18 protein-coding genes are annotated in these 19,119 nt (G+C 64.2%); 2 read left to right on the top strand and 16 right to left on the bottom strand.

The genetic code is table 11. From position 1 onward, the window contains the following. Positions 1–450 precede the first annotated feature (450 nt). From CSC73_RS17195 to CSC73_RS17185, 3 genes are all read right to left on the bottom strand, one after another. The gene (locus tag CSC73_RS17195; protein WP_163842962.1) at positions 451–1,221 is read right to left on the bottom strand and encodes a 3-keto-disaccharide hydrolase; all 771 of its coding nucleotides are present in this window, start codon (positions 1,219–1,221) and stop codon (positions 451–453) included. A gap of 32 nt (positions 1,222–1,253) precedes the next feature. Beyond that, positions 1,254–2,015 carry a bifunctional demethylmenaquinone methyltransferase/2-methoxy-6-polyprenyl-1,4-benzoquinol methylase UbiE gene (gene ubiE / locus CSC73_RS17190; RefSeq protein ID WP_163842959.1) on the bottom strand — a complete coding sequence of 254 codons (762 nt, stop codon included), beginning with the start codon at positions 2,013–2,015 and terminating at the stop codon, positions 1,254–1,256. A gap of 108 nt (positions 2,016–2,123) precedes the next feature. Beyond that, a complete protein-coding gene (locus CSC73_RS17185) occupies positions 2,124–3,722 on the bottom strand; it encodes a metallopeptidase domain-containing protein (RefSeq protein WP_163842956.1) in 1,599 nt (532 codons plus the stop codon). Between the two features lie 156 nt (positions 3,723–3,878). Between CSC73_RS17185 and CSC73_RS17180 the strand changes: the two genes are divergently transcribed. Next, positions 3,879–4,331 (top strand): nucleoside deaminase, encoded by a 453-nt coding sequence (locus CSC73_RS17180; RefSeq protein WP_163842953.1) that lies wholly within the window; start codon positions 3,879–3,881, stop codon positions 4,329–4,331. Between the two features lie 8 nt (positions 4,332–4,339). On the opposite strand, the gene CSC73_RS17175 is transcribed toward CSC73_RS17180, so the two are convergent. Beyond that, a complete protein-coding gene (locus CSC73_RS17175) occupies positions 4,340–4,810 on the bottom strand; it encodes a DUF2269 family protein (RefSeq protein WP_163842951.1) in 471 nt (156 codons plus the stop codon). Continuing rightward, positions 4,807–6,108, bottom strand: a complete 1,302-nt coding sequence (locus CSC73_RS17170) for an SDR family oxidoreductase (protein WP_163842948.1) — start codon at positions 6,106–6,108, stop codon at positions 4,807–4,809. The genes CSC73_RS17175 and CSC73_RS17170 overlap by 4 nt, the downstream gene beginning before the upstream one ends. 95 nt (positions 6,109–6,203) lie before the next feature. Between CSC73_RS17170 and CSC73_RS17165 the strand changes: the two genes are divergently transcribed. After that, positions 6,204–6,653 carry an OsmC family protein gene (locus CSC73_RS17165; protein ID WP_163842946.1) on the top strand — a complete coding sequence of 150 codons (450 nt, stop codon included), beginning with the start codon at positions 6,204–6,206 and terminating at the stop codon, positions 6,651–6,653. An 81-nt stretch (positions 6,654–6,734) separates the two neighbouring features. Here CSC73_RS17165 and hslU read toward each other — a convergent pair whose 3' ends face one another. The 11 genes from hslU to CSC73_RS17110 form a co-directional block, all read right to left on the bottom strand. After that, positions 6,735–8,096 (bottom strand): ATP-dependent protease ATPase subunit HslU, encoded by a 1,362-nt coding sequence (gene hslU / locus CSC73_RS17160; RefSeq protein ID WP_163842944.1) that lies wholly within the window; start codon positions 8,094–8,096, stop codon positions 6,735–6,737. A gap of 134 nt (positions 8,097–8,230) precedes the next feature. After that, positions 8,231–8,782: an ATP-dependent protease subunit HslV gene (gene hslV / locus CSC73_RS17155; RefSeq protein WP_093283891.1), complete on the bottom strand. Its 552-nt coding sequence runs from the start codon at positions 8,780–8,782 to the stop codon at positions 8,231–8,233. Positions 8,783–8,943: 161 nt separating this feature from the next. Further along, complete coding sequence (xerC, locus tag CSC73_RS17150; protein WP_211840919.1) at positions 8,944–9,816, bottom strand: tyrosine recombinase XerC; 873 nt, start codon at positions 9,814–9,816, stop codon at positions 8,944–8,946. Positions 9,817–9,928: 112 nt separating this feature from the next. Then, positions 9,929–10,603 (bottom strand): DUF484 family protein, encoded by a 675-nt coding sequence (locus CSC73_RS17145; protein ID WP_163842940.1) that lies wholly within the window; start codon positions 10,601–10,603, stop codon positions 9,929–9,931. Continuing rightward, positions 10,600–11,457: a diaminopimelate epimerase gene (gene dapF, locus CSC73_RS17140; protein ID WP_246197556.1), complete on the bottom strand. Its 858-nt coding sequence runs from the start codon at positions 11,455–11,457 to the stop codon at positions 10,600–10,602. Before dapF ends, CSC73_RS17145 begins: the two co-directional genes overlap by 4 nt. After that, complete coding sequence (lptM, locus tag CSC73_RS17135) at positions 11,450–11,677, bottom strand: LPS translocon maturation chaperone LptM (RefSeq protein WP_163842938.1); 228 nt, start codon at positions 11,675–11,677, stop codon at positions 11,450–11,452. The genes dapF and lptM overlap by 8 nt, the downstream gene beginning before the upstream one ends. Before the next feature lie 230 nt (positions 11,678–11,907). After that, positions 11,908–12,300 (bottom strand): YbaN family protein, encoded by a 393-nt coding sequence (locus CSC73_RS17130; protein WP_163842936.1) that lies wholly within the window; start codon positions 12,298–12,300, stop codon positions 11,908–11,910. A 113-nt stretch (positions 12,301–12,413) separates the two neighbouring features. Then, positions 12,414–14,543: a S9 family peptidase gene (locus tag CSC73_RS17125; protein WP_163842933.1), complete on the bottom strand. Its 2,130-nt coding sequence runs from the start codon at positions 14,541–14,543 to the stop codon at positions 12,414–12,416. A 612-nt stretch (positions 14,544–15,155) separates the two neighbouring features. Beyond that, positions 15,156–17,288, bottom strand: a complete 2,133-nt coding sequence (locus CSC73_RS17120; protein ID WP_163842931.1) for a prolyl oligopeptidase family serine peptidase — start codon at positions 17,286–17,288, stop codon at positions 15,156–15,158. Positions 17,289–17,356: 68 nt separating this feature from the next. After that, entirely contained in the window at positions 17,357–17,674 is a 318-nt protein-coding gene (locus CSC73_RS17115; protein WP_163842929.1) for a hypothetical protein, read from the bottom strand. Between the two features lie 277 nt (positions 17,675–17,951). After that, positions 17,952–18,932 carry a helix-turn-helix transcriptional regulator gene (locus tag CSC73_RS17110; protein ID WP_163842927.1) on the bottom strand — a complete coding sequence of 327 codons (981 nt, stop codon included), beginning with the start codon at positions 18,930–18,932 and terminating at the stop codon, positions 17,952–17,954. Positions 18,933–19,119 lie beyond the last annotated feature (187 nt).

The raw sequence follows: 19,119 nt of genomic DNA, 5'->3' as shown, positions 1-19,119 counted from the left end.
TGTCTTTTTGTCAATTTCGCCGGCCCCCTCCATATTCTCCCCCACCCTCTTCGTCAGCAACGTCAGATGTGGTAAATAGACCGGGGGCGGCTTCGGGGGCGGGAGCGGCTTCGCGGGAACAACCGGCCGCCATCATGGCGGCACAGGACAGCAACAGGAAGGTGGAGCGCATCGGTAAATCCAGGGTCAGGGGATGGCCTAGTTTACCCCGCTCGCAGGTAGGGATTCTGGCCACGTACAGGCCACAACGTATGCGGGAACGGCAAAGTGCGAGCGGCGTCCCGTGGGAGCGGCGTCCCGTGGGAGCGGCGTCACGCCGCGAGCTTTCGACTCGCAAACGGAGCAAACAAAGGCTCGAACTCAATCTTGAAAGCTCAAAGCTCGCGGCGTGACGCCGCTCCCACGGAGCTCTCCTTTTACTGAACCCTGCTCCAGCGGATGCCGCTACGCTTAGAGTTCTCTCACCCAAATATTCCTGAAGCTTATGGGCTCGCTCGGATCGCCATGGTCCTGAAGCTTGATAGGGGCAGGACCATGCTTCCTGTAAGACGGTTTGCCGACATAAACGGTAACCCCTTGCAGCTCGACGTTGTTTTGCACCAGCACACCGTTGAGGAAGGCCGTAACCCTTGCCGGGTTCTTCAGCGACCCATCGTCGTTGAACCTGGGAGCGGTCCAGACTACATCGTAGGCTTGCCATTCACCGGGCTTTCTATTGGCATTGACCAGCGGAATATGCTGTTTGTAGATAGCGCCCGCCTGGCCGTTGGAATAGGTGCGGTTGTTGTAGGAATCCAGGATCTGGATTTCGTAACCTTCGTCTCCGGGGCCGGTGGAGGCCAGGAACAGGCCGCTGTTCCCGCGCGCCTGCCCTTCGCCGCTGATGTTTTCGGGAATGCGCCATTCGAGATGCAACTGATAGTCGGCGAACGAGCGCTTGGTCTGGATGTTCCCGGTCCCTTTCTTCACCGTGACTGCACCGCCGGAGACCGTCCATCGCGCGGGAGCATTCGCATCGTCGGCCGACGCCCATTCCTCCAGGTCCGTTCCGTCGAACAGAACGATGGCATCGGCCGGCGGCGCCGCATTGCCGGCCGTGCCGGGCGTTACGACTTCAGGTTCTGGCTGCCACACCTCGGTCGCTTTCGGGTCTTTGCTTTCCTGGGCCGATGCTGCGTTCATGGAGAGAATGACGAAAACGATGGCCGGAAGTTTTCCCATTTTTCTAGGCTGCCTGTGAGGAGTCGCCCGCGTCAGACCTTGTAGCCCGTATGTACCGCCACGATGCCGGCCGACAGGTTCTTGTAGCTGCAGCGCTCGAAACCGGCTTCCTGCATCATCGTCTTCAGTTCTTCCTGCGGCGGATGCTTGCGGATACTTTCGGCCAGGTACTGATAACTATCGGCGTCCTTGGCGAACAGCTGGCCCAGCCTGGGCAGGATCTTGAACGAGTGGAAGTCGTAGACCGGCTTGAACCAGTCCACCGTCACTTCGGAGAATTCGAGCACCCTGGCCTGCCCGCCCACCTTGAGCACGCGGAACATCTCGCGCAGGCCCGCGTCCTTGTCGGTTACGTTGCGCAGGCCGAAAGCAATCGTGACCAGGTCGAAGCTGTTGTCGGGAAACGGCAACGCTTCGGCATTGCACTGCACATAGTCCAGTCCGGCGACCAGACCGCGATTGGTCATGCGGTCGCGGCCGACCGAAAGCATGCCGGCGTTGATGTCGCCCAGCACGATCTCGCCTTCCGGACCCACCCGGTCCTTCAGCAACGCCGCGATATCGCCGGTGCCGCCGGCCAGGTCCAGTACCCGGTCGCCGCGCTTGACTTGCGCGGTTCCGACGAAATAGCGCTTCCACACCCGATGCACGCCCAGGCTCATCAGGTCGTTCATCAGGTCGTAGTTGCCCGCGACCGAAGAGAACACTTCGCCGACCAGCTTCTGCTTGTCCTTGGCGGCGACGTCCTTGAAGCCGAAATGGGTGGTGCCGGATTTGTAGGGGGATTCGCTCATGCCGCGATTATCGCATTACAGACGCGGAGGTCGCCCGCGAACCGTCCATTCCGTGCGGAAAGAACCGCGCGCGCCCGACGGCGCACGCGCCAAAGCCTCTGAGATCGGCTATTTGATGCGCCCGCCGCATTGCTTCTGCGTGGAGATCCCGCGTCCTGTCGCGCAATCGCCTGTCTGGCGGGGCTGGCGGCTCGCCGGGGTCGACAGCAGCGCCGGCTGCGAGGCGCTGGCGGTGCCGCCGGTCGAGCGACGCACCGGTGCGGGACCGCCCATGTAGCGCGGCTGCGGCCCCAGCGACACCACGAAACCCGTCGCGGTTTCCGACTCCACCGTGACCCAGTAGGCGTTGTGGGGCGACACCCAGGTTTCCCCGACCTTGAACATCGATCCCTCGTTGTTCGAAACATTGGCCGGCGGCACGGCGGCATCGATGCTGTAAGCCATGTCGCCATTCACCACGCGATGGATGATGACCGCGTTTCCGGCCAGGTTGGCTTCATAGGCGCCGGTGCGCTTGCGCGCCTCCAGGGTGTACAGGACCCCGGCTTCCTGCGGAATGGTGAACACGACCATCTGCGTGTTCAGCGAGCCCGCCAGACTGGCCGCATCCAGATTGACCGTCACCCGCGGTCCGCCGGCCGCCACCGTCAGCTTGCGCGCCGCATCCACCCAGCCCAGGCGATCGCGCTGGTAGATGTTGATGTGCTTGGGCAGGGTGCCGTAGGTCGCATTGGCGACGGCGTTGCGCCATCCATCGCTCATCACGTCCCAGGGATTGTCGTAGGGGTCGTCGTCGCCGTCGGAATTGTTGGAGTGCGGCAGGCCGTAGCCGTGGCCCATTTCATGCGCCAGCGGCGCCAGGTTGTTGAAGGCCCAGGGCGGATTCCAGGTGTTGCGGATGCACCGGTTGACGCCTTCCAGGGGACCGCAAGCGCCACCGCCCCATGCAAAACCGTCCAGGTCGCCGTTGAACATCATGTTGATGCCCTGCACCGCATTGAAATTCACCACCGGATCGGCCGCAGCCGCGCAGTCCTCGAACAGCTTGTCCAGGTCGGCTTTTCCATCGCCTTCGCCGGTGATGTAGTACGAGCGCGGCTGGGGCAAGGTGAACCAGCCATAGGCGTCGCTGCCGGCGAGGGTCACTTTCCCGTAAGACACCTCCGGCCAGTAATGGCCCAGCTGGCCGGCCAATGTGCCGTACTGGCCGCGGAAAAACTCCACCGTCTTCTGCTCGGTATCGATGTCGGAGAATTTGCAGGCCACCGTCACCCAGCGCGTGGTGCCCGCGACCGCCTTGGCCACCGGCCCGGTTTTCAGCGGAACCGCCGGGTCGTAAGCCTGGCCAAGATCGTCGGCGGGAACGATGGCTTCGACTTTCCCGCGCGGCATGCCACGAGCATAAGTGCCGAACTCCACCGCCACCCGGCGGTTGGCCAGCGCATACAGATCGCCGGCGGCGATGCGCGCCTGTACCGGGTCCAGCACCTGGCGCTTGCCGTCATCGGTCACCAGAGCGACCCGGAGTTTGCCGGGTCGCTTCGGCTGACCGGCATCCCCGCGCGGGTCGCCCCACTGCAGTTGCAGCTGTCCTTGAACTATTTGGGCCTGCGCCTGCAAAGCGCCCGTCATCAACGCCGCTCCCAGACCGCACGCCAGCATGGCCCGCATGCCGGCCGCGAGCGATGCGCTTTTCCCTATTGCCACTTCAGCCCCCTACTTTCGGCGGAAGCGATGGCACGCTTCCGGTTCTGCCATGACTAGATAGACGACAACCGCCGTTGTCGAAGTGACCCAGGCCGCATTTCCCGAATCGCCTCCGCACGTGGCAACATCCTACCGCGCCGCCCCTTCCGGATTTGCATGGACACCATCGACTACCGCTCCCTGCTGGAAACCGCTGTCGCCGAGGCCCGCCGGGGCCTGGCCGAAGGCGGCATCCCCATCGGCGCCGCTCTTTTCCACAACGACGGCAGACTGCTGGGTTGCGGCCACAATCGGCGCATTCAGGAAAACGATCCTTCGGTCCACGGCGAAACCGACGCCTTCCGCAAAGCCGGCCGCCAGCGCCGCTACCGCGACACCATCATGGTCACCACCCTGGCGCCCTGCTGGTACTGCAGCGGCCTGGTCCGGCAGTTCAACATCGGCACGGTGGTGGTGGGCGAGTCGGTCAACTTCGGCGGCGGCATCGACTGGCTGCGCGAAAACGGGGTCAACGTCGTCGATCTGCACGACGAGGAATGCATCAGCATGCTGGGCGATTACATCGCCGCCAATCCGGAAGTGTGGAACGAGGATATCGGCGAGGATTGAACCGCGCCTCAGGCCGGCTTCATCACCATCAGCCAGAAGATCGCGATGACGCTGATGAAAGCCGGCCAGCCCAGCCAGAACCACCAGCGCATCGCGGTGTAGTAAGCAGTCGGCAGTGGTTCGCCACGTGCGCACGCTTCCACGGCCAGGTTGCGCGCGCGTATCTGCAACCACAGTACCGGCAACCAGCAACAGCCGACCAGCACGAACAGGATCAGCGCGGTCTTGATCCAATACTGGGTCAGCGGCATTCCCATGATGCGGGTCAGCCAGAAGCCGGTCAGCAATTGCACCACCACTGCCGGCGCGGTGAAGCAGGTATCGGCAATCACCACCGTGCGCGCAGTCGCCGCAATCACCTTGGCGTCGCCGCGCAGATGCGCGACCCACATGAAGAAGGCTATACCCAGCCCCGTGCCCATCAACAACGTCGACGACAGGATGTGGATCCATTTCACCCAAAGGTAGAGCACGCTCACCTCCTCTCCGAAAGCACCCACAGCACCGCGAGCGCCGGAAGGACGACCAGGTTTTTTGCCAATCCGCCCAACGGGTCCAGCCAAAGCGTGGGCAATGCAATGCCGAATACCAGGGTATAAACCAGCACAAGCGCCATCATCGATGCGATCGCGGTGCGCAAACGGAAACCCAGCAGCAACCAAAGTCCGAGGATCATGTCGAAGGTAGCCGCCGAACGCGCAACGGCAACCGGCTTCATCGCACCGAGAACCGAGCCGTCGGCTAGCTGTTCTATTTCCGATGCGGGCGTTGTCCACCCTACCCAGGCGGAAATCAACCAGAGCATGGCGATGCCCAGCCGCAGGGCAGGCGCAAGGAAGTAAAGCTGCGCCTGCCACCGGTCCTGCACCTGGCTGGGAGTCGAGGCGAGCACTTCCTGCAAGGGCCGCGGCGCGATTCCGAAGTCCCGGCGCAAACGTTCGATCGCGCCATCGGCGGTGACGTTTCCGCGCCTGAGCATGCGCCACATGGTTTCGCCTACCGGGCCGCTGCCGATGGTTTCCCAGAAACGCACAAGCAACGACACACAACCGACCGGGGTGAAGATGACCCGATTGCCGGGGATGCGCAGCCATTCGCGCCAGGCGTGCTGGTACTCGCGCAGGGTCATGCGCTCGGGACCGCCGACCTCGTAGATACCGGAAGTCTCCGATTCCAATGCACGTGCCGCAAGGTCGGCGAGGTCCTGAACCGCCACAGGCTGGATCAGCCAGCGACCATCGCCCGGCAACAGCAACGCACCGGGAAACGCCGCGAGCGCGCGCAACAGGGAGGTTCCACCATACGAACCCGAGATGGCGTACACGATCGAAGGCCGGAGTATCGCGCTGCGCAGCGGAAGCTCCAGCAAGGCCTCGTCGAAACGCTGCTTCGATGCGACGAATTCGCCGTCTTCCGGCAATCCCAGCGCCGATATCTGCACGAAGCACTGCACGCCCTGCTTGACACAGGCGCGGGCCAGCGCGAGCGGCGCGTCCAAGTGAACAGTCGCGAACGTCTGCCCGCCCTCTTCGCGTAATATGCCCGCAACGTTGACCACCGCATCAACGCCCGCCAGCAACGGCAGCCAGCTTTCCGGAGTCGGCAATCGCTGCAGATCGCATTCGCGCTCGTCGGCCGCCAGCGCCCTGCCCCGGGCACGCACGCCCCGCAACACGCGCCAGCCGCGCTCCCGTAACGCCGCAACGATGTACCCGCCCAGGAATCCCGCCGCGCCGACTACCAGCACCGTCCTGTTGGGTTCTACTTCACTATCCATAGCGACGCCCTACCTCGATCTTCCTGCAATGCTAGCAGACGGTTATCGACTCGATACTGGGATACTGTTGTGCCTCAACTCACGCGAGCATGGCCATGTCCGAACACAAGACCGTCATCCAATGGAACCGCGATGGAAAACCCTTCACCGTCGATGGCTACAGTCGCGATCACGAATGGATATTCGAACGCGGGCAACGTCTCACCGGCTCCGCGGCGCCAGCCTACCTGGGCAGTGCGCACGGCGTGGATCCGGAGGAAGCCTTGGTGGTGGCGCTGTCGTCGTGCCACATGCTGACCCTGCTGGCGATCGCCGCCAAGAAGGGCTGGGTCGTCGACAGCTACTCCGACGAGGCCGTGGGCACGCTGGGCAAGAACGATGCCGGCAGGATCGCCCTGACCGGCGTCACCCTGCGGCCGAAGATCGTGTTCGCCGAAGGCAGCGCACCAGACGCCGAAGGACTGCAACGACTGCACCACTCGGCGCACGAGCATTGCTTCATCGCCAATTCGGTGAAGACCGAGGTCGCCATCGAACCGCAATGACCCGAACTTGTAGGAGCGGGCCCTGCCCGCGACGCCGTTGGCGGTAATGCGTCGCGGGCAGGACCCGCTCCTACAAGGGACTCAGAGGATGTAGCGGCTCAGGTCGGGGTCCTGCACCAGCTCGCCAAGATGCGCATCGACGTAGAGCTTGTCGATGCTGATCTTCTGCCCGTCGCGGTCGGGGGCTTCGTAACTCAAGGTATCGAGCAGCCGTTCCAGCACGGTGTGCAGACGGCGCGCGCCGATGTTTTCCTGGCGCTCGTTGACCTGCGCTGCGATCTCCGCGAGACGGTCGACGGCATCGGCGGTGAATTCCAGGGTCACGCCCTCGGTCAGCAACAGCGCCTCGTACTGGCGGGTCAGCGCGGCCTTGGGTTCGGTGAGGATGCGTACGAAATCCTCTTTCGACAACGCCGAGAGCTCCACGCGGATGGGGAAACGGCCCTGCAGTTCCGGAATCAGGTCGCTGGGCTTGGCCAGATGGAACGCGCCGGAGGCGATGAAAAGGATGTGGTCGGTTTTCACCGTGCCGTACTTGGTGCTTACGTTGCTGCCTTCCACCAGCGGCAGCAGATCGCGCTGCACGCCTTCGCGGCTCACGTCGCCGCCGCTCATGTTGCCGCCGCGCTTGGCGACCTTGTCGATCTCGTCGATGAACACGATGCCGTTCTGTTCGCAGGCCTCAATGGCGGCGGCGCGGATGTCTTCCTCGTTGACCAGCTTCGCCGCCTCCTCTTCCACCAGCTGGGGGCGCGCGGCCTTGATGGTCAGTGTGCGCGTATGCGATTTCGCGCCGCCCATGTTGGAGAACATCTGCCGCAGCTGCTGGCCCATTTCCTCCATGCCCGGCGGGGTCATGATGTCCATGCTCACATTGGCCGAGAGTTCGAGTTCTATCTCGCGCTCGTCCAGCTCGCCGGCGCGCAGCATCTTGCGGAATTTTGTGCGGGTATCGCCGTCGTGCGCCGAGGGTTCGTTGCGGGCGGCTTCGGCATCGAAACCGATGCCCACGCTGCGACGCGGCAGCAGCGCATCCAGGATGCGGTCTTCGGCGCGCTCCTCGGCCTGGGTGCGCACGCGCACCTTGGCTTGCTCGCGGTACATCTTGACTGCGGTGTCGGCCAGGTCGCGCACGATCTGCTCCACGTCCTTGCCCACGTAGCCGACCTCGGTGAAACGCGTGGCTTCCACTTTCACGAACGGCGCGTTGGCCAGCGTGGCCAGGCGGCGTGCGATCTCGGTCTTGCCCACGCCGGTAGGGCCGATCATCAGGATGTTCTTGGGCATCACCTCGTCGCGCAGATCCGGCTGCAGCTGCATGCGCCGCCAGCGGTTGCGCAAGGCGATGGCCACCGCACGCTTGGCGCCGTGCTGGCCGACGATATGGCGGTCTAGTTCCTGCACGATCTCGCGCGGGGTCATGGTGGAGTTGTTGTCGTTCATTGCATCCGTCATTTTGTTTGGAGAGCCCTTCTCCCGCTTGCGGGAGAAGGTGCCCAAAGGGCGGATGAGGGCGCTTTCGCGAAGAGCCGACCCTCACCCCTGCCCCTCTCCCGCAAGCAGGAGAGGGGTTCTGATCACAATTCCTCTACCACCACGTTGCGGTTGGTGTAGATGCAGATATCGCCGGCGATGTTGAGCGATTCGACCGCGATGGATTTGGCGTCCATCTCGGTATGCGCCATCAACGCTCGCGCCGCCGACAAGGCGTAGGAGCCGCCGGAGCCGATGGCGATGATGCCGTCTTCCGGTTCGATCACATCGCCGGTGCCGCTGATGATCAGCGAGGTGTCTTTGTCGGCCACGGCCAGCAGCGCCTCGAGCTTGCCCAGGCGGCGCTCGGTGCGCCAGTCCTTGGCCAGCTCTACCGCGGCGCGCTGCAGCTGGCCGTGTTTTTCGAGCTTGGCTTCGAACAGTTCGAACAGGGTGAACGCATCGGCCGCCGCGCCGGCGAAACCGGCCAGCACCTGGCCGTCGCGGCCCAGCCTGCGCACCTTGCGGGCGTTGCCTTTCATCACCGTATTGCCAAGCGTGACTTGGCCGTCGCCGGCCACGGCGACACGACCGTTGCGCCGCACCGACAGGATGGTGGTGGCGTGAAAAACATTGGGGTTCTGGCTGGGGTCCATGCGGCCTCCGGAGTGGTAACTAGGAGGTGGGGACGGCCAGGACGGGTTCAAGCATGACCAATGGCAGATAGTCCCTCTGTAGGAGCGGGCCCTGCCCGCGACGCTTTCCCCCAACACGCGAAGAGAGCGTCGCGGGCAGGGCCCGCTCCTACAGGAAGAGATCAGGTCTTGCGCTTGGCGCGCGGGTGTGAGGCGTCGTAGACCTTGGCCAAGTGCTGGAAATCCAGGTGCGTATAGATCTGGGTGGTGGCGATGTCGGCATGTCCCAGCAGTTCCTGCACCCCGCGCAGGTCGCCGGAGGACTCCAGGATATGGCTGGCGAAACTGTGCCGCAGCATGTGCGGGTGCACGTTCTTGAACATGCCCTGCTTCTGCGCCAACAGCTTCATGCGGATCTGCACGGCGCGCTGCGAGATCGGGCCGCCGTTGCGTCCCGGGAATACGGGCGCGTCGCCCGTGGGCTTCTGTTCGTCGCGCCACGCCTGCAGCGCCTTGCGCGCGTGCGAACCGACCGGCACCTTGCGCTGTTTGCTGCCCTTGCCCAGCACGGTGACGAATCCGCTCGCCAGATCCAGATCGTTCCAGTGCAGGCCGCACAGTTCGCTCAAGCGCAGGCCGGAGGAATAGAACAGCTCCAGCAAGGCGCGGTCGCGGAACCCCAGCGGCACGTCGGTAGGCACTTCCACCAGGCGCGAGGCCTCATCGGCATCCAGCACCTGCGGCAACTTGCGCGGCGCTTTGGGCGCGCGCAATGCGGCGGCCGGGCTGGCGGCGATGCGGCCGTGCCGGAGCAGCCAGTTGAAATAGCTGCGGCAGGCGGAGAGCCGGCGTTGCAGGCTTTTGGGTGAAAGGCCGCGGCGGTGTTCGGCGGCTACGAAGGCGCGCAGTTGCTCGCTGTCGAGTTCGAGCAGATTGTCCTTGCCCTGCCCCGTCGCCCATTCGCTCAGCGCAGACAGATCGCGCCGATAGGCATCGAGCGTGTGCGCCGACATACGACGTTCGACCTGGAGGTGGGAGAGGAAGTCTTCGATCATATTTCCCCACTCCAGGACCTCAAAAAATACGGGAGTCTTGTAGGAGCGGGCCATGCCCGCGACCGGGCGTTACCGGTACAGCTCCGTCGCGGGCATGGCCCGCTCCTACAGGTCAGGCATGAAACCGCTTCATCGCCACCGCCAGCGCCTCGCCCATCATGCGCAGGAACAACGTGCCCATGCCCGGATAGAAGCGGTTGCCGTCGCGGCTGCCCACCGCCACCAGGCCCAGGCCGGGCAACGGCAGCAGTGCGGACGACTGCACTTCCTCGGCGCGCGCGCCGTACAGCACGGCGTTCTTTTCCGGCTGCAGGCGCCCGCAAAGCGGCTCGCCATCCTTCAGGCAGTCGCGGAACGAGTTCAAGTGCGTGCTGTTTTCCGCCACCACCTGCAGCCACTCGGCGTCGTCCAGCCCGGCGAGCGGCTCGAACAGCACGATGCGCACCAGGTCGCCGTTGAAATCCTCGGCCAGCGAAGCGGCCATGGCACGCAAGGTGTCCTGCGCGGTGTTCTGCTTCAACAGCGAAAGGGTCAGCTGGTGGGTACGCACCGCCAGGCGCTCGTTCTCCTGCGCGTTGGCGAACAGGTCGTTGAGGCGCTTGGACAGTTCGCGGTTCTTGTCGCGCAGCACTTCCAGCTGGTAGCTGGCCAGCGAAGCAGTGGGGCCTTCCTCGCGCGGCACGATCAGAGTCAAGGCCAGATCGGGGAACTGCTTGAGGAAGGTCGGGTGCCGGCGCAGCCAGGCCGCGATCTCGTGGGCGCCCAGTTTTTCTTGTGCTTCGGTCATTGCTTCCATTCCCCTTCGAATACGAATGCCGCCGGTCCGGACATGATGACCTCGGCGGCGTCATCGGGCCAGTCGATATGCAGGTCGCCGCCCGGCAGGGTGATGTCCACGCTGCGGTCTATGCGCCCGCGCCGCATCAACACGGCCGCCGCCGCGCAGGCGCCGCTGCCGCAGGCCAGCGTCTCGCCCACCCCGCGCTCGTACACGCGCAGACGCAACCGCTGCCGCGAAACGACCTGGGCGAAACCGATATTGGCCGATTCCGGAAATGCCCCGCTGTTCTGCAGTGCCGGTCCCTGCACCAGTACCGGGGAAAGATCGACGTCGGCCACTTCGATGACTGCATGCGGATTTCCCATGGACACCGCACCGAATTCCACGACCTCGCCATCGAGGTCCTGGCGATAGCTGTCCGCCTTGGGAAATCCTGCCAGCGGAATCGCCTTCGGCTCGAACTGCGGCACGCCCATGGCGATGGAGTAGCGATCGCCTTCCAGCCGCTCCACCTCATGCGTGGCCAATGGGCTATCGACACGGAAACGGTTTCCCCGGGCCACGCCATCGCGCACCAGCCAGGCCGCCACGCAACGCGCGCCGTTGCCGCATTGTTGAGAAGGCGAACCGTCGGAATTCCAGATGCGATAGGACGCCACCGCCCCGGCGCTGCGCGGATGTTCGATGGTCAGGATCTGGTCGCAACCGACGCCGAAATGGCGGTCGGCCAGCCGCGAAGCGAGTGCCGCATCCGGTGGCGGCGTACCGTCGCGCAGATCGATGACGACGAAATCGTTGCCGGCGCCGTGCATCTTGGAGAAACGCAACGCTGGCACGCCCGGGGAAGCCCTGTCAGTCATTCTCGGCCGGCGGCGCGGGATCGTCGACCGCTTCTTCGGCTTGCTGGTCGGCAGGAGTCGTGGACGTCCCGTCGGTGGGCACGGGCGCTTCCGGAGCGGTTTCCGCGGGCGCTTCGATCGGCGCCGCCTTCTCCGGCAGGATCAGCGGGCCCTTGGCGCCGCAGCCAGCGAGGAGGGCGGATACGGACAGGGAAAGGGCGATGAGGATGGGTTTGTTCATGGCCGGAGTATAGCCAGATGAGCATGAACGGGCATGGCCGAAAAGCGCCGTTTTACATGCGCACACCGGGATTCCTTTGAACCGTTCGTGGTGAGCCTGTCGAACCACGCTCTTGGCGATACATTTCAGATATCGACAGCTGCCTTCCCATGCGAAAAGCGTGGTTCGACAGGCTCACCACGAACGGGATCCTCTACGGACCCGTCATGAACGAAATCAAGGAGGAAGGCCTAGGCCGGCGGTTCCGGCCTCAGCCACAACCAGAGCGAAACGGCCGCCATGCAGGCGATGGGCAGGGCCGCCATCCACCAGCGATGCGAGCCTACGCCGGCCATGATCGCCAGCAATACGCCCGCGCAGGCCAGCATGGTCAGCGTGGCCGCCCATTTGGCCCGGCGCGACACCGCGCCATGCGCCTGCCAGTGGCGAATCATCGGGCCGAAGCGGGCGTGCTGCTGCAGGTAGAGATGCAGGCGGTCGGACCCGCGCGAGGCCGCGTACGCGGCCACCAGGATGAATACCGTAGTCGGCAGGCCCGGAACGAAAATACCGACGATGCCGGTGCCCAGACTGGCGTAGGCCAGCAGCCACCAGGCCCATCGGAAACGCGAACGTTCGGTCATGGCAACATCATAGGCCCACGCGTACCGGCGTGTAGGAGCGGGCCCTGCCCGCGACTGAGCTTCCCCAGTAGAGCCTCGTCGCGGGCAGGGCCCGCTCCTACAAGCGCGGCCGGTTAATTCGTCGCCGGTTCGGCTACGCCCAGCTGGTCCAGCACGAAGGCGTAATACTCCGCTGCCTCGCGGTAGCGGCGGAAACGGCCGGACTTGCCGCCGTGTCCCGCTTCCATGTTGACGCGGAACAAGAGCGGCAGCGTGCCGGTGTTTTCGTCGCGCAGTTTGGCCACGTATTTGGCCGGTTCCCAGTACTGCACCTGCGAATCCCACAGCCCGGTGCCCACGAAGATCGCCGGATACGCCTGCTTGCTTATGTTGTCGTAAGGCGAATAGGTGAGGATGTAGTCGTAGAACTCCTTCTTCTCCGGATTGCCCCACTCGTCGTACTCGTTGGTGGTCAGCGGAATGGTCGGATCCAGCATGGTGGTGACCACATCCACGAACGGCACCTGCGACACGATCACCCGGTATTTCTCCGGGGCCATGTTGGCGATCGCGCCCATCAGCAGGCCGCCGGCGCTGCCGCCGGACGCGGCGACGCGGTCCGGCGCTGCGTAGCCCTGCTTGACCAGCGCGTCGGTAACGTCGATGAAATCGGTGAAGGTGTTCTTCTTGTGCAGCAGCTTGCCGTTGTCGTACCAGTCGCGGCCCATTTCCTGGCCGCCGCGGATGTGGGCGATGGCGTACACCACGCCGCGGTCCAGCAGACTGACGATGGTCGAATTGAAACCCGGATCGGTCGAGGAACCGTAGCTGCCGTAGGCGTACTGGAACAGCGCGCCCTTGCCGTTCTTCTGGAAGCCCTTTTTGTAGACCAGCGATACCGGCACTTTGGTGCCGTCGCGGGCGGTGGCCCACAACCGCTCTGTGGCGTACTTGCCCGGGTCGTAGCCGATTACCGGTTGCTGCTTGAGCTGCTTGCGTTCTCCGGTGTCCACGTTGAGTTCGTAGGTCGTGGCCGGCGTGGTCATCGAGGTGTAGCTGTAGCGCAACCACGGAGTGTCGTGTTCGGAGTTCACGTCCAGGCCCATCGAATACGCCGGCTCGTCGGCTTTGACGTATTCCTCCTTGCCGTTGGCGCGCAGCAGGCGCAGGCGCTCCAGGCCGTTGGATCGCTCGCTGACGGCGGTGAAACCGTCGAACAGCTCGAATCCTTCGATGTAGACCTCATCGCTGTGCGCGATCCAGTCTTTCCACTCCTCGCGCGAGGTGGAGCCGGAAGGCGCGGTCATGATGCGGAAGTTCTTCGCTTTCCAGTTGGTGCGGATCACCCAGCGTCCGTCCAAGTGGTCGGCGCTGTACTCCACATCGCGTTCGCGCGGCGCCAGCACGGTGAACCGCGACGGATCGCTGGCCGGCGCGCAGCGTTGTTCGGAGGAAACCGTGCTTTCGACAGAGATGCAGATGAATTTGTCGTCGCGGCTGCGGCCGATGCCCATGTAGAAGCTGTCGTCCTTTTCTTCGTAGACCAGCTTGTCGGCGGACACCGGCGTGCCCAGCACATGCGACTTCACCCGCACCGTGAGCAGGGTTTCCGGATCGTTTTCCACGTAGAACAGGGTCTTGTTGTCGTCGGCCCAGACCACGTTGGCGGACACGCCGCTGATCGCATCCGGGTAAAGTTCGCCCGTTTCCAGGTTCTTGAAACGGATCACGTACTGGCGACGGCCCACGGCATCGTCGGCCCAGGCCAGCAGTTTGTTGTCCTGGCTGACTTGCGCATCGCCGACGCTGAAGTAGCCCTTGCCTTCGGCCATCGCGTTGACGTCCAGCAAAATCTCTTCCGGCGCTTCCATGTCGCCCTTGCGGCGCGCATGGATGGGGTAGTCCTTGCCGGTCTCGAAGCGCGTGTAGTACCAGTAGCCGCGCTCGCGGTACGGCACGCTGGCGTCGTCCTGCTTGATGCGTCCGACGATCTCGTTATAGAGCTTCTCCTGCAGCGGCCTGGTCGGCGCCAGCACCGCGTCGGCGTAGGCGTTCTCCGCGTTCAGATAGGCCAGCATCTCCGGATTCCTGCGATCGTCGTCGCGCAGCCAGTAGTAGTAGTCGTTGCGCGTGGCGCCGAAAGGAGCCTTGACTGTATGCGGCTTCTTGGCGGCATCGGGCGCGGTGGCGACCGGGGAAAGCGCGGAACTGGGGAAAGTGGTCATCAGAAGGGTGGCCGCAAGCAGGAAATAGGTTGGTTTCATTACAAGTGTGTCCTTGGTGGGCACTGCGCAATGGTAAGAAACTATCTTGGACTATTGCGGATCGTTTCGCGACAGGGGAAGCGCCTTACAAAAACATCCGCTTTGCCATTGCCATTGCTGTGGCTTAGGCCTTGGCCTTGGCCTTGGATCTTGCTCTTCCAACTCCCCGTGAGGCGCGGCAAGTAGGCCGGGACAAACCCCGAAGGGGCGGCGCACACGATGTGCGCCGTTTTCGGACGGCACATGGATGTGCCTTCCGAAAATTCCTGGCCTGCTTGCGAACCCGGCGGCTTCATCGCCGGGCGCGCCGTAGGGTGTGTTTCTTTGGTCACTTTCTTTGCACAAGCAAAGAAAGTGACTCGCGCGTTAGCGCGAAAGGCTTTTGCTTCGGAACAAGGTTAAATCCCAAAGCAAGATCAAGAGCACCCCTCCTCAATCCTCCCCTGCGCTTTACGCAAGGGAGGAGGCAAAAACAAAAAAGCAAAAAAACAGCAACGGCAACGGCAAGATCAAAATGGATCCCAGCTTGCGCTGGGATGACGTCATGGTTGTTTCGTTGCCAAGGAGAAAAGTCGCTGGGTCCCCGCCTTCGCGGGGACGACGGCTTCAAGCTTACTTGTTGAGTTGCTGCCACAGGAAGGTGTATGCCAGCGCGCTCATGTGCGCCGACTGCTTGTTGTTGGCCGCCCCGCCGTGCCCGCCTTCGATGTTCTCGTAGTAGCGCACGTCCTTGCCGGCGTCCAGCATCTTGGCCATCATCTTGCGCGCATGGCCGGGATGCACGCGGTCGTCGCGCGTGGAAGTCATGAAGATGGTCGGCGGATAGGTCTTGGCCGGGTCGAACAAGTGGTACGGCGAGAATTTCTGGATGAACTGCCAATCGGCGGTGTCCGGATTGCCGTATTCGGCCATCCACGAAGCGCCCGCCAGCAGGTGGTTGTAGCGCTTCATATCCAGCAGCGGCACCTGCACCACCACGGCGCCGAACAGCTCCGGATACTGCGTCAGCATGTTGCCGGTCAGCAGGCCGCCGTTGCTGCCGCCCTGGATGCCCAGGCGCTTGGGCGAGGTGATCTTGCGCGCGATCATGTCCTGCGCGACCGCTGCGAAGTCTTCATAGGCCTTGTGCCGGTTCTGCTTCAACGCCGCCTGGTGCCAGCGCGGGCCGTATTCGCCGCCGCCGCGGATGTTGGCGACCGCGTACACGCCGCCCTTTTCCAGCCAGCCCATGCCCACGCCGCCGGAATAGCCCGGAGTCAGCGAGATCTCGAAACCGCCGTAGCCGTACAGCAAGGTGGGCGCGCTGCCGTCGTACTTCAGGCCCTTGGGCCGCACCAGGAAATAAGGCACTTTGGTGCCGTCCTTGGAAGTGGCGAAGTGCTGCTCCACCACGTCCTTCGAAGCATCGAAGAAAGCGGGCATGTTCTTGAGCGCTTCCACCGCCGAAGCGGGGCCGCCGGCCTCGGCCATCATCAGCGTGGTGGGGGTCAGGTAATCGGTGACGGTCAGCCACACCGCGTCGCTGTCGTCGCTGTCCACGGCGCTGATGCCGATGGTGCCGAGCGCGGGTGCGCCGGCGAATTCGCTCTTCTTCCAGCCCTCGCTCGAGGGCGTGAGCACGATCAGCTTGTTCTTGACGTCGTCCAGCACGTTCAGGACCACATGGTTCTTGGTCCAGGTGGCGCCCGCCAGCGACGTGGAGTCGGTGGGTTCGAACAGCACGTCGAACTTGCGCTTGCCGGCCATGAAATCGTCGAACCGGGTCGCCAGCAGCGAGCCGGCCTTGTAAGTCTTGCCGTCGACTTCCCAGGGCTCGCGCAGCTCCACGGTCAGCCAATCACGCACCACTCCTTTGCCGGTGGAGTTGGGGACGTCGATCTTGACCAGCTTGCCGTCGCTGCCGCGCAGGTACAGTTCGTCGTTGTAGAAGGCGATGGTGCGGCTGACGAAATCGCGCTCGAAACCGGGCGTATTGTCGCGATAGGCCGCGATGTACATGTCTTCGTTGGTGCCTTCGTACACCACTGTGGCGGCGCTGAGCGGCGTGCCGCGCTTCCACTCCTTGACGATGCGCGGATAACCGGACGGAGTCATGCTGCCGGGGCCGAAATCGGTGAAGACGTAGACGGTATCGGCGTCTTTCCAGCCAAGGGCGCCCTTGGCTTCGGGGCGAAAGAAGCCATCCTTGACCCATTGCTTGGTGGTGAGGTCGAACTCGCGGGTGACATCGGCGTCGGAGCCGCCGCGCGACAGCGCGATCAGGCAGCGTGCATAGTCGGGCTTGCGGCAGTCGGCGCCGTGCCAGACCCATTTCTTGTTGTCCTGCAGGCCTTCGGCCTTGTTCAGCGCATCCAGGTCGATGACCGTTTCCCACTGCGGCTGCGGCTTGCGGTATTCCTCCAGCGTGGTCCGGCGCCAGAGGCCGCGCTCGTGGTTCTTGTCTTTCCAGAAGTTGTAGTAGTAGTCGCCGATCTTTTCCACGCCCGGGATCTTGGCGTCGGAATCGAGCATGGTCAGGATCTTGTCCTCCAGCTGCTTGAACTCGGGCGTGGAGGCGATTTCGGCCTCGGACTTGGCGTTCTGCGCCCTGACCCATTCCAGCGGCTTCTGCCCTTCGACGTCTTCCAGCCAGGCGTATTTGTCGTCGGTCACTGCAGCGGGCTCCTGGGCGAAAGTGCTGCCTGCGGCAGCGGCAAGACCCGCGGCGATGGCGATCGTCTGGCAGGCATGGGCGAGTTTGGGCATGGGTACTCCGGTAGCGCGGTCAATTCTCCACGCTAGCACAGCCCGTCAACCCTCCCCCCTGCCGAAGGTCAGGCTGCCCGGGACAGACGCTGGCTGGAGGGGACCGCGCGGCGGCGCGCTTGCGTGCCCGGACGGCGCCGGCGCTGCGCGGGGCCGGCGGTCGCCGCCTTGCCCAGTGGCAGGCGGAAACGATGCAGTGACCACAGTGCCGTGGCCGGCATGCCGACCAGCCACATCGGCAGCCAGCCCAGCCACTCACTGGAGCCGCGCGCCATGGGCAACAGGATCACCAGGGCCAATCCGCACAGCAATGCCAGTCGCAGGCTGCGACGGAGTTGCGGGTCGGGCGTTACCGCAACGTTCTGACGGGCTACGAGCTTGGGCATGACGATGGCTCCTTGGGCTGGAAAGCCAGCCTGCCGCGCCGCCATCTCAAGAGCTGCGACCGTCCCGTAGGTCGGGGCTACGCCCCCGACGCGCGTGCACTGCACGCGTTCGGCATATCGCCCGTGTCAGGAGTCGGCCACGTAGGGCCGACCTACCTCGTCCTGCGTAGGTCGGGGCTACGCCCCCGACGCGCGTGCACTGCACGCGTTCGGCATACCGCCCGTGTCAGGAGTCGGCCACGTAGGACCGACCTACTTCGTCCTGCGTAGGTCGGGGCTACGCCCCCGATGACCGCTCGTAGTTGCTCAGCGCCAATTCCAACAACGACTTGGCCTGCTCGCGCAGTACCGGCGGCTCGATGATTTCCGCATCCGCGCCGTAATGCAGGATGTCCATCAGCAGTTCCCGCGACACGCTGTAGGGCACTTTCAGCTGATAGCGACCATCGGGCAGGAACTTGCCCTCCTGCTTGGAGTGCCATTGCTCATCGGCGACCCAGCGCGCGGTCTTGGCGCTGAACACGATGGTGGCCCAGCCCTTCGGCTCGCCTGAGAAGATGCCGTAGCTGGAAGCCAGATGCTGGTTGAGCTCGCTATCGGTCAAGTCGCGCGCCGCTTCGTCCAGCACCTTGGCGTTGCTGATGCGGTCCACGGCGAAACTGCGCAGCCCGGCGCGTTCGTGATCCCATGCATCCAGATACCAGTTGTCGCGGTAATGGGTGATGCGCTGCGGCGACACCGTGCGCCGCGTGCGCTCGTCGGTGGAGCGCGCCCGGTATTCGAAATTCAGCTGCTTGCGCTCCAGCACCGCCGAGGCCACGCTGCGGAAACTGGCTTCGTCCAGCCGGCGTCCGCGGTGCGGGATCACCCGCACCCGCTCCACCGGCCAGTGGTCGACGCCGGCATGGTCGGCCAGCAGGCCTTCGATGCGTTTCTGCAGCGGCGCCAGCGCGCCGGCCAGCACGCCGCCGCCGGTGCGCATCAGCAATTGCTGCGCGGCCAACAGCGAATAGAGTTCTTCCGAACTCAGCCACAGGCCCGGCAGTTCGAAACGCTCGCTTTCGCCGGCCTGGTAGCGGAAGCCGGCTTCGCCATCGCCCTCGATCGGGGCCATCAGCGCATCGCGCAGGTAGGCCAGGTCGCGATAGGCGGTGGCGCGCGAGCAGCCCAGCTCCTCCTGCAGGCGCTTGACCGTGACCGGGTAGCGCGCGGCCTTGAGGATGCGGTGCAGGGCGGTGATGCGTTCGATCTTGTCCATGCGCCGATTATGGCCGAGCCGTGGCCGTTTTCGCGATGAAGATGCCGTTGAAGCAGATACAGGGGACCGGCTGTTCGACAGCTTGGGCCCGTGCGGTGCCGGATCCCGCTGCGCAGTCACCCGTGCGCAGCGACCCCTCAACGCGCGGACCCAAGCTGCCGGCGCGCTGACGGAACCCGGCCGCGCG

Source organism: Pseudoxanthomonas sacheonensis (genome assembly GCF_010093305.1).
Classification (GTDB): Bacteria; Pseudomonadota; Gammaproteobacteria; order Xanthomonadales; family Xanthomonadaceae; genus Pseudoxanthomonas_A; species Pseudoxanthomonas_A sacheonensis.
This window is presented reverse-complemented; position numbering and strand designations above follow the sequence as displayed.